We start from the raw sequence: 9,874 nt of genomic DNA, 5'->3' as shown, positions 1-9,874 counted from the left end.
GACTACACCGTCGAGACCGGCCGCAGCATCGCCGACCTGCGGCTCGGCGCGCACCTGACGGTCTGACGAGCCGGCCGGGGCCACCCGGCCGGCCGACGAGCTCCGGGGGCGGGGCCTGACACCCGCCCCCGGACCCGCCGCGGGAAGCCGCACACCGGGGGACGCCGCACACCGGGGGAAGCCGCACACCGGGGGACGCCGCACCGGCCGGATGAGCGGGTGCGCGCCCGGGGCCGTATACGGGCGTGCGGTGGGCGCGCACCCGGCGCAAAGACGGAGCAAAGCCGCCGCAAAGCACACCGCGGCCGGGAAACCCGGATGCCGTGAGGCAACATCCTGGTGAACGGTGGACCCCGCGCGCCGCGTGGGGCCGTGTCGGCCGGATGGAGTGAGGGACGTGGTGGAGCCGAGGATCGCCGTCGCCGTGGTGACGATGGGCAACCGGCCCGCCGAAGTCGACGCCCTGCTGGAGTCCGTGGCCAAGCAGGACCTCGCCCCCGCCCGGATCGTCATCGTCGGCAACGGCTGCCGGCTGCCCGAGTTCGCCCGGCGGCTGTCCCTGCCCGGCGAGGTCACCGCCGTCGACCTGGACGAGAACCTCGGCTGCCCCGGCGGGCGGAACGTCGCCCTGGCCCGGCTGCGGGAGTTCGGTGACGTGGACGTCGTGGTCGACCTCGACGACGACGGGCTGCTGGTCGACGCGGACGTGCTGCGCCGGGTGCGGGACCTGTACGCCGCCGACCCGCGCCTGGGCATCGTCGGCTTCCGCATCGCCGACGAGAACGGCGAGACCCAGCCGCGGCACGTGCCCCGGGTCGGTGCGTCGGATCCGATGCGGGGCGGATACGTGACCGGGTTCCTCGGCGGCGGGCACGCCCTGAGCATGCGGATGCTGGCCGAGACCGGCGACTGGCCCGCCGAGTTCTTCTTCGCGCACGAGGAGACCGATCTGGCGTGGCGGGCGGCGGACGCGGGCTGGAAGATCCTCTACGCGCCGCAACTGCTGCTGCGGCATCCCAAGACCTCGCCCGCCCGGCACGCCATCTACCACCGGGTGACCGCCCGCAACCGCGTCTGGCTGGTCCGGCGCCGGCTGCCCCTGCCGCTGATCCCGGTGCACCTGGGCGTGTGGACGCTCCTCACCCTCCTGCGCACCCGGTCGGCCGCCGGCCTCAGGGCCTGGTGCGGCGGATTCGTGGAAGGGCTGCGCGAACCCGCCGGGGAGCGACGGCCCATGCGCTGGCGGACGGTGTGGCGACTGACCCGCCTGGGGCGCCCGCCGGTCGTCTGACGCACCGGGTGAGCGGGACAAGGACCCCGGTCGTTCACCTCCGCCGACCGGGGCCCTCTTGCGTCCCCGGATCCGGCCTGCGGCGACACTCCCCCGAGCTGCGCGTCGTGCGCGCGCGCCGTCGGGCCAGATCCGATGCGACGATCACATCAGGATGCGCCAACGGATCGCTAACATGTGGCCAACGGTTCTTCCCGGGACCACTGGTCAGATGGCGTGAAGTCGCCGGGCGCCGGCGGTCGTAGGCCGGAACCGTAACGGATTCCGGCGGTAACCGACAGAGGACAGCTGGCGGGAAACCGTCGGAGGCAGGGCGGAATTCCGTCAGGGACAGCGGGCACACGCCCGCCGCAGAGCACGGTCGGCGTGACCGCGCGGGAGGGCAGTGAACGGGGTGATGCGGCGGTGCGAGCTGCGGTTCGGACTGCTGGGACCACCCGTCCTGTACGACCGTGCGGCGTACGGAATCGCCTACGACGCCGAGGAGGACGCCGACGCCCCGCTCCTCCACGAGGCCCGCGCCCCCGACACCGGTGACCGCGGCGGCTCGGCCCCCTCGGTCCGGGCGATCGGCAGCCCCAAGGTGCGCGTCCTGCTCGCCGCGCTGCTGCTGGAGGCCGGCCGGGTCGTGTCGGTCGACTCGCTCAAGGACGCGCTGTGGGGCGGCGTGCCGCCCGCCTCCGCGCAGGCCTCGCTGCACAACCACGTCACCCGGCTGCGCCGGCTCCTCGACGATCCCGAGCGGCTGCGTGCCGTACCGCCCGGGTACCAGCTGCGTGTGGCCGAGGGCGAGTTGGACGTGCACGTCTTCGACGCGCGCGTGACCGAGGCACGCGCCGCGCACGGCCGCCGGGACTGGGCGGGCGTGCTGCGTGCCTGCACGGCGGCCCTCGCGCTGTGGCGGGGCGCGCCGCTGAGCGGCCTGCCCGCCGAACTCGGCGGATACGCCTTCGTCCAGCGTCTGGAGGAGGCGCGGCTGCTCCTGCTGGAGTGGCGCTACGACGCCGGACTGGCCCTCGGCGGCCCCCGGCCGGCGGCCCTGGTGCCGGAGCTGGCCGCGCTGGTGGCCGAGCATCCGCTGCGCGAGGCCTTCCACCGCCAGCTCATGCTCGCCCTGCACCGCACCGGCCGGCAGGCCGAGGCCCTCGCCGTCCACCGCGACCTGCGCACCCGCCTGGTCGAGGAACTCGGCATCGAGCCGGGCCCGGCGATCCGCACGGCCCATGTCGAGGTGCTGCGGGGGGCCGCCGGCCCGGCCGCCGTTGCCGGGAGCGGAGCGGGGGAGGAGGGGGAGGGGCATCCGCTCACCGACGCCGGCGACGCCCCGACCGCGCCGGCCTCGTCGCGCCCCTCCCGGCACGGGGACCCGACGTCCCGGCGGCACACCCCGGACCCGTCGCACGTCTCCATGTCCACGCGCGACGACGCTTCACCCGTCCTGGCACCCCGGCCCGCCCAACTCCCCCCGCCGCCAGCCCACTTCACGGGCCGCGGCTCCGTACTCCAGGAGCTGCGCACCGCCCTCACCCGGCCCGAGGGGGACGACGGCGAGGCGCGGACCCCGGTCGTCGCCGTCATCAGCGGTATGGCCGGCGTCGGCAAGAGCGCCCTGGCCCTGCAGGTGGCACACCAGCTGCGGGAACGTTTTCCTGACGGGCAGTTGTACGTCAACCTGCACGGCGCCACCCCCGGGATGTCCCCGCTGCCCCCCGCCCAGGCCCTCGGTGCCCTCCTGCGCGACCTCGGCACCGACCCCCGGAGCATCCCCGAGCACCCGGACGCGGCCGCTGCGCTGCTGCGGTCCCTGCTCGCGCCGACCCGCACCCTGATGGTGCTGGACGACGCCGCGAACGCCGCCCAGGTACGACCGCTGCTGCCGGCCGGCGCCGGATGCGCGGTGATCGTCACCAGCCGCTCCCCGCTGACCGCCCTCGACGGCGCCGACCGCTTCCCGCTCGGGCCGCTGACCGGCGAGGACAGCGCGGCGCTGCTGCGCACGGTCTCCGGCCGCGACGGGCTGGACGCCGGGCACCCCCTCGTCGAGCTGACCGGCCGCCTGCCGCTCGCCCTGCGCGTGGTCGCCGCCCGGCTCGCCGCCCGCCGGGCCCTCACCCCGGACGTCCTCGCCGGTCAACTGGCCGCCACCGAAGGCCGCCTGCACCACCTGGAGTACGACGACCTGAGCGTCCGCCGCTCGCTGGCCGTCGCGCACGACGCGCTCGCCGCCTCCGCGCGCGAGACCGACCGGGACGCGGCCCGTGCCCTGCGCCGCATCGGCGCCCTCGACCTGCCCGCGTACGGCGCGGCCCTGATCGCCCGCCTCACCGGCACCGACGAGCGCCGGGCCGGGGCCGCCCTGGACCGCCTGGTCGACGTCGCCCTCCTGGAGGAGACCGCGTACGGCCGTTACGCCCCGCACGACCTGGTCCGCGACTTCGCCCGGGAACTCACCGCCGCCGACGAGGACACCGCCGCCGCCACCACCGCCCTGCGCTGGTACGCCGCCGTCGCCGAGCACCTCCTCACCGCGATCGTGGAGCAGGGCCTCGACCGGGACGACCGCCGCCGCCCGACGGCCGCCCAGCCGCCCGCGCACGCGGCGGAGGTGGCGGCGGTGCCGCCCTTCCGCTCCGCCGAGGAGGCCTTCGCCTGGGGCAACGAGGAACTGGAGAGCGTCGTCACCCTGGTCGAGCGGTACGCCGATACCCTCGACGACCGGCAGGCGGCCCATCTCGCCGTCCTCGTGCGGCTGTTCTTCCCCTACCTGCAGCGCGGCGGCCGGGTGGCCGAGATGGAGGTGCTCGGACAGGCCGCCCTGGCCACGGCCCGGCGGCTCGGCGACGAGGCGGCCGAGGCGTACGCGCTGGGCGACCTCGCGGGCCTGCACTTCCTGACCGGCCGGCAGAACGACGCCCTCGCCCTCACCGACCAGGCGCTGACGATCTGGCGGCGCCTGGGCACGGTCTCCTGGATCCGGCGCTGCCTCAACAACCGGGGCCTGCTGCTGGAGGGCCTCGGCCGGTACGCGGAGTCCGGCGAGGCGCTGCGGCAGAGCCTGGAGTACTCGCGGCAGCTCGACGACCCCTACGGTGAGGCCATCACCTACAGCCACCTCGGCAATCTCTACGAGCACACCGACCCGCGCGCCGCCGTCGAGCAGCACCGGCGCTCACTGGCGATCGGAGACGCGCTCGGCGCCGTCATCGTGCAGCACTCCGCGCACTGCAACATCGGCTACGCCCACCTCGACCTGGGTGAACCGGCCGCCGCCGCCACGCACTTCGAGGAGAGCCTGCGCATCCTCGGCGGCCACGGCGACTGGCACGGCGAGTCCCAGACCCGGCTCGGCCTGGTCCGCGCGCTCAGGCAGCTGGGCCGCGTGGACCGCGCCGGGCACGAGTGTGCCGAGCTGCTGAGCCGCGCGGACGCCCGCGCCGACCGCTACATGGGCGGTCTGGCACGCCACCAGCACGGGTTCCTGCTGCACGAGAAGGGGCGTATGCGGGAGGCGTACGAGGCCTGGCGCGAGGCGCTCGCCGCGCTGGACGGCACGGACGAGCAGGCTGTCGTGGCCCAGCTGCGGGAGCTGCTCGTGGGGAACAGGTGATCACTTCGCGTCGGCATAGCACTCCACCACCGCGGTCGTGAACGGAAACCTGACCGGTGTCACGCCGAACGTCAGCCGCCCCGCCAGGTCCGCCGCCTCCCGGATCGCCGCCACCACCGCTTCAGCCTCCTCCTCGGGACAGTGCACGATCACCTCGTCGTGCTGGAAGAAGACCAGCTCGGCCGCCAGGTCCGCGCAGCTCCGGCGCAGGGCGGCGAGCAGCAGCAGGGCCCAGTCGGCCGCGCTGCCCTGCACGACGAAGTTGCGGGCGAAGCGGCCACGGGCGCGGGCGTCGGTGGAGGCGTGACCGGGGACCCACTGCTGCCCGTCGGCTTCCTCGTCCCCGGCCGGGACGCCCGCCTCCTGTGCCGCGTCCTCGTCGGCCACGGCCGCGGGCGGGCAGGTCCGGCCCAGCCAGGTGCGCACCAGCCGTCCCTCCTCACCGGCCCGCGCCGCGTCGTCGACGTACGCCACCGCCGTGGGGAAGCGGCGTCTGAGCGCGGCGAGGTTCTTCAGGCCGTCCCCGGAGGTCTGCCCGTAGACCGCGCCGAGCACGGCGAGCTTGGCCTGCCCGCGGTCGCCGGAGAAGGCCCGGTCGGAGACGGCCTGGTACAGGTCGCCCGCCCGGCCGGCCACTTCCATCAGGCCCGGATCCCGGGAGATCGCCGCCAGTACCCGCGGCTCCATCTGGTCGGCGTCGGCGACCACCAGCCGCCAGCCGGGGTCGGCGACCACCGCGCGCCGGATCACCTTGGGGATCTGCAGCGCGCCCCCGCCGTGGGTGACCCAGCGTCCGGTGACCGTCCCGCCCGCGAGGAACTCCGGCCGGAACCGCCCGTCGCGCACCCAGTCCTGGAGCCAGGTCCAGCCGTGCGCGACCCAGATGCGGTACAGCTTCTTGTACTCCAGCAGCGGCCGCACGGCCGGGTGGTCGAGGGAGGCGATCTCCCAGCGGCGGGTGGACTTCACCTTGATGCCGGCCTGGGCGAAGGCCTTGACGACGTCGGCGGGCAGGTCGGGCCGCACCCGGCGGCCGAACGCCGCGGAGACCTCGTCCGCCAGCTCGGTCAGGCGGCGGGGCTCGCCCCCGCCCGCGTACCGCTCGCCGAGCAGGTCGCGCAGCAGCCCGCGGTGGACGCCGGCGCTCCACGGCAGGCCCGCGCGGTTCATCTCGGCGGCCACCAGCGTCCCCGCCGACTCGGCCGCGGTCAGCAGCCGCATCCGGTCGGGGTGCGCGGCCCGGTCGTGCCGCCGCTGCTGCTCGGCGTAGACCGCGAGGAGGTCCGCCAGCGGCAGGCGGGTGCCCCGCGGTTCGAACAGCGGGGACTGCGCACCCGGTTCGGCGGCGCGCTGCGGCGGATCGGGCGGTACGGGGCCGCCCCGGAGGCGGGCCAGCGCGGCGGCGGCCGAACGCGGCTCGCCGTACCGCCCCTCGTGGCCCAGCAGGAGTGTCTCGGCGTCCTCGACGTCGTAGCACCGGTCCACTCGCACCCCCGTGGCGAGCAGACGCGGATAGACCTCGGCGGTCGACCGCCACACCCAGCGCGTCACCTCCGGGCGGCTCCGCACCGCCCCGGCGAGATCCGGCTCCCGCCGCACCGGCCCGCAGGGCAGCCCGTCCGGGCCGAGGGGGGCGAGCTCCACGCCGCCGTCCTCGGCCGGGGCGAGTGCCCAGCGGTCGGTCATGACTGCGAGTGTGGCAGGGGGGTCTGACAACGGCCTCAGCTCGGCTGGGGCGGGGCCTGCAGATACTGCTCCAGGGCCTTGACGAGCTCGCTCTCCACCGGCTCCTTCCCGATGCCGAGGCCGGACAGGATCCCGCTGCCGTGCTCGAACTCCAGCAGGGCCAGCAGGATGTGCTCGGTGCCGATGTAGTTGTGGCCGAGGCGCAGGGCCTCGCGGAAGGTGAGTTCCAGGACCTTCTTGGCGTCGGAGCCGTACGGGACGAGCTCCGGGGCCTGGCCGGCCGCGGGCGGGAGCGCGGCGGTCGCGGCCGCCCGCACGGCGTCGGCGGAGACGCCCCGGGCGGCGATCGCCCGGGCGGCCAGGCCGTCGGGCTCGGCGAGCAGGCCGAGGACCAGATGGGCCGGCGCGACCTCGGAGTGGGGAGCGGCCTTGGCCTCGTTGTGCGCGGTCATCACCACGTTGCGGGCGCGCGGGGTGTACCGCCCGAAGCCCTGGTTCGGGTCCAGGCCGGTGGACTCCTTCGGCACGAACCGCTTCTGCGCGGCCTGCCGGGTGACGCCCATGCTCTGGCCGATGTCGGTCCAGGACGCGCCGGAGCGCCGGGCCTGGTCCACGAAGTGGCCGATCAGGTGATCGGCCACCTCGCCGAGGTGGTCGGCCGCGATCACCGCGTCCTGGAGCTGCTCGAGGGGTTCGGTGTGCACCTTCTTGATCGCTGCGATGAGGTCGTCGAGACGTACGGACGACGTGGTCGGGTTCGTTTTCGACATGTGTCAACCTTAGGTTGACGGCCTGGAGGTGTCAACTCGAAGTTGACAGTGGGTGGACCCGTCACTTGGGCGCCACCACCAGCCGCACCGCCAGCCCCGCGAACACCGTCCCGCCGAACAGGTCCAGTCCCCGCGCCACCCGCCGGCTGCGCCGCAGCAGCGTGGCGAGCTTCCCCGACAGCAGCCCGACCGAGCCGTCCACCACCAGGCCCATCACCGTGATCGTGACGCCGAGCAGGAGGAACTGCTCCCGCACATGACCGAGCCCGGGGTCCACGAACTGCGGCAGGAAGGACACGTTGAAGAGGATCACCTTGGGGTTCAGGAGATTGGTGACGGCTCCTCGCCAGAAGGCCCGCCGCCGTCCCGCACCCGCGGCCCCGTGCGCCTCGGCCGGTGCGGAGCCGCCGCGGAACGCCTTGACCGCGAGGTACAGCAGATAGGCGGCGCCCGCCCAGCGCAGCACGTGGTACAGCACCGGCAGCGTCAGGAACAGCGCCGACAGCCCGAGCGCCGCGGCGACCGCGTGCACGAACATCGCGCAGGCCACCCCGACGGCCGCCGTCACCCCCACCGAGGGTCCGCCCCGGCCGCCCATCGCCACGATGAACATCATGTCGGGACCGGGAGTGACACAGAGCGCGAAGGCGGCGACGAGGAAGGCCGCGTAGAGAGAGGTGTCGACCATGCCGGCCATGCTCGGGGCGGCTTCGCGGCGGGGCGACCGAATTTCGGGGAGTGAGATGCCGGCCGTACCGCCCCCGTCGTTGTCCACAGGCTGTGGACGGCCGTCGCGCGCTGTCCGCGGCCCATGGCACGATCAACGGGTGAGCAGCGAGACCAGCACCGTCGAGCGGGCCTTCCGGGCCGCCCTGTACGACGACTCCGACCCCGGCCTGGACACGGGCGCGTCACTCCTCGCGGCCGACCCGGGGGCGGACGCCGAACTGGCCCGGCGCGGCGTGGAGCTGGTCGCGGCGGCCTGGCGGCGCGGCTGGCAGCCCGCCGATGTCGTCCGGCTGGTGCGGCGCGAGCTCGACGACGCGCACGGGGCACTGGCGGCGGAGCTCATACGGACGCAGGCACCGGGGGACCGGCCGCGCGGCCGGCGCTGGGCCGCGCAGCTCGAGGCGCTCCCGGACGGACCCGCGCGCGCGGCCGACCGCTTCTCGCACGCCACCGCCGTCCTGGAGCTGTACCGCCTGCTGCTGCGGCTGCCCGCCCTGGAACCCCTGGAAGAGTCCCGCCAGGAGGGGCACCGGCCCGCCTCCCGCATGCTCACCCGGATCCGTGCGCTGCTCGCCAAGGCCGAGGCGACCGGATATCCGGAGGAGGCGGAGGCGCTGAGTGCCAAGGCGCAGGAGCTGATGGCCCGGCACACCATCGACGAGGCGCTGCTCGCGGCCGGGGCGCCCTCGCCGGACACGCCCGGCGCCTGCCGGATCGGCGTCGAACCGCCGTACGAACAGGCCAAGGCGGTCCTGCTCGACGCGGTCGCCACCGCCAACCACTGCCGGGCGGTGTGGAACGAACCGCTCGGCTTCTCCACGGTCGTCGGCTTCGAGCCCGACCTGGAGGCGGTCGAGCTGCTCCACACCTCACTGCTCGTGCAGGCCACCCACGCGATGACGAAGGCCGAGGCGGCCCAGCGAGCCGGCGGCCGGAAACGGACGAAGACCTTCCGGCAGTCGTTCCTCGCGGCCTACGCCCACCGCGTCGGCGAGCGCCTCACGGCCGCCGCCGGGGCCCAGGTCACCCAGGACCTGCTCCCGGTCCTGGCCACCCGCGAGGTGGCCGTCACCGACCGCCTGGAGCACCTGTTCCCGCAGACCACCACCACCCGGCTGCGCGGGGTGAGCGACGCGGCGGGCTGGACGGAGGGCGCGCGGGCGGCGGACCGGGCCCAGGTCAGGGCCCGCCCGCGCCTGGACTGAGCATCGCGACCGGCCGGGCCGCGCCGTCAGTCGCCCGCCTGCTGGAAGGCGCTCACCGAGGCCTGGTCGCCGGCCTTGGTCCGGCCGGCCACGGGACCGTACTTCCAGGGGAAGCTCTGGCCGGCGGAACCACCGGGCAGGGTGATCTTCACGGTCCTGGCCGCGAGGCTGTTGGCGCCGCCCGCCGCGCCCCGCACATAGCTGATGGTGAAGGACGCGGAGTCGCCCTTGGCGAGCTTCAGCTCCTGCGCCTTGGCGCCCTGCTGGGCGGAGAGGGCCACCGAGGCCCCGTCCCCCTCCAGCGTGACGCCCGGGAAGTGGTCCAGGGTGCACGGTGCGCTCTGGTTGGTGATGCTGACGGGCACCTCGCCCGTGTCCCCGGCGGCCGGCGCCACACTCGCGGACCCGATCTGCACGGCGACCCCGCCGATCTCGCAGGCGGAGCTGTTCTTGCCCTTGTCGCCGCTGCTGCCGCCGTCGTCGCAGGCGGTCAGGACGAGGGCGGCGGCGAGGGCGGTGACGGTGAGCGGAATGGCGCGCATGAATGGGGTCCCTGTCGAGAGCGTGACGGTGCCCCAGCATCATG

The 9,874-nt window shown here is 75.0% G+C and carries 7 protein-coding genes; 3 read left to right on the top strand and 4 right to left on the bottom strand.

What is annotated here, in order from left to right; translation table 11 throughout:
• Window positions 1-397 precede the first annotated feature (397 nt).
• Window positions 398-1,291 (top strand): glycosyltransferase, encoded by an 894-nt coding sequence (locus ABZX30_RS17585; protein ID WP_355934349.1) that lies wholly within the window; start codon window positions 398-400, stop codon window positions 1,289-1,291.
• Between the two features lie 397 nt (window positions 1,292-1,688).
• Window positions 1,689-4,898, top strand: coding sequence for a BTAD domain-containing putative transcriptional regulator (locus tag ABZX30_RS17580; protein WP_355934359.1), 3,210 nt, complete (start codon window positions 1,689-1,691; stop codon window positions 4,896-4,898).
• On the opposite strand, the gene ABZX30_RS17575 is transcribed toward ABZX30_RS17580, so the two are convergent.
• The 3 genes from ABZX30_RS17575 to ABZX30_RS17565 all read right to left on the bottom strand — a co-directional run bounded on the left by ABZX30_RS17575 (window position 4,899) and on the right by ABZX30_RS17565 (window position 8,042).
• On the bottom strand, window positions 4,899-6,584 hold the full coding sequence (locus tag ABZX30_RS17575; protein ID WP_355934348.1) for a bifunctional 3'-5' exonuclease/DNA polymerase: 1,686 nt from the start codon (window positions 6,582-6,584) through the stop codon (window positions 4,899-4,901). It abuts the gene before it with no gap.
• Between the two features lie 35 nt (window positions 6,585-6,619).
• Window positions 6,620-7,354, bottom strand: coding sequence for a Clp protease N-terminal domain-containing protein (locus ABZX30_RS17570; protein ID WP_355934346.1), 735 nt, complete (start codon window positions 7,352-7,354; stop codon window positions 6,620-6,622).
• Between the two features lie 61 nt (window positions 7,355-7,415).
• Entirely contained in the window at window positions 7,416-8,042 is a 627-nt protein-coding gene (locus tag ABZX30_RS17565) for a LysE family translocator (RefSeq protein ID WP_355934344.1), read from the bottom strand.
• Window positions 8,043-8,181: 139 nt separating this feature from the next.
• On the opposite strand from ABZX30_RS17565, the gene ABZX30_RS17560 reads away from it, so the two are divergent.
• Complete coding sequence (locus ABZX30_RS17560; protein WP_355934343.1) at window positions 8,182-9,288, top strand: DUF2786 domain-containing protein; 1,107 nt, start codon at window positions 8,182-8,184, stop codon at window positions 9,286-9,288.
• A 26-nt stretch (window positions 9,289-9,314) separates the two neighbouring features.
• On the opposite strand, the gene ABZX30_RS17555 is transcribed toward ABZX30_RS17560, so the two are convergent.
• Complete coding sequence (locus tag ABZX30_RS17555) at window positions 9,315-9,830, bottom strand: DUF4232 domain-containing protein (protein WP_355934341.1); 516 nt, start codon at window positions 9,828-9,830, stop codon at window positions 9,315-9,317.
• Window positions 9,831-9,874 lie beyond the last annotated feature (44 nt).

The organism is Streptomyces sp. NPDC004542 (assembly GCF_040610035.1).
In the GTDB taxonomy this organism is placed as follows: domain Bacteria; phylum Actinomycetota; class Actinomycetes; order Streptomycetales; family Streptomycetaceae; genus Streptomyces.
This window is presented reverse-complemented; position numbering and strand designations above follow the sequence as displayed.

What these genes read in the sequence shown, in the direction of transcription:
- ABZX30_RS17580 (WP_355934359.1), top strand. Translation starts at nt 1,689, where the DNA reads ATGCGGCGGTGCGAGCTGCGGTTCGGACTGCTGGGACCACCCGTCCTG.
- ABZX30_RS17575 (WP_355934348.1), bottom strand. Translation starts at nt 6,584, where the DNA reads ATGACCGACCGCTGGGCACTCGCCCCGGCCGAGGACGGCGGCGTGGAG.
- ABZX30_RS17570 (WP_355934346.1), bottom strand. Translation starts at nt 7,354, where the DNA reads ATGTCGAAAACGAACCCGACCACGTCGTCCGTACGTCTCGACGACCTC.
- ABZX30_RS17565 (WP_355934344.1), bottom strand. Translation starts at nt 8,042, where the DNA reads ATGGTCGACACCTCTCTCTACGCGGCCTTCCTCGTCGCCGCCTTCGCG.
- ABZX30_RS17555 (WP_355934341.1), bottom strand. Translation starts at nt 9,830, where the DNA reads ATGCGCGCCATTCCGCTCACCGTCACCGCCCTCGCCGCCGCCCTCGTC.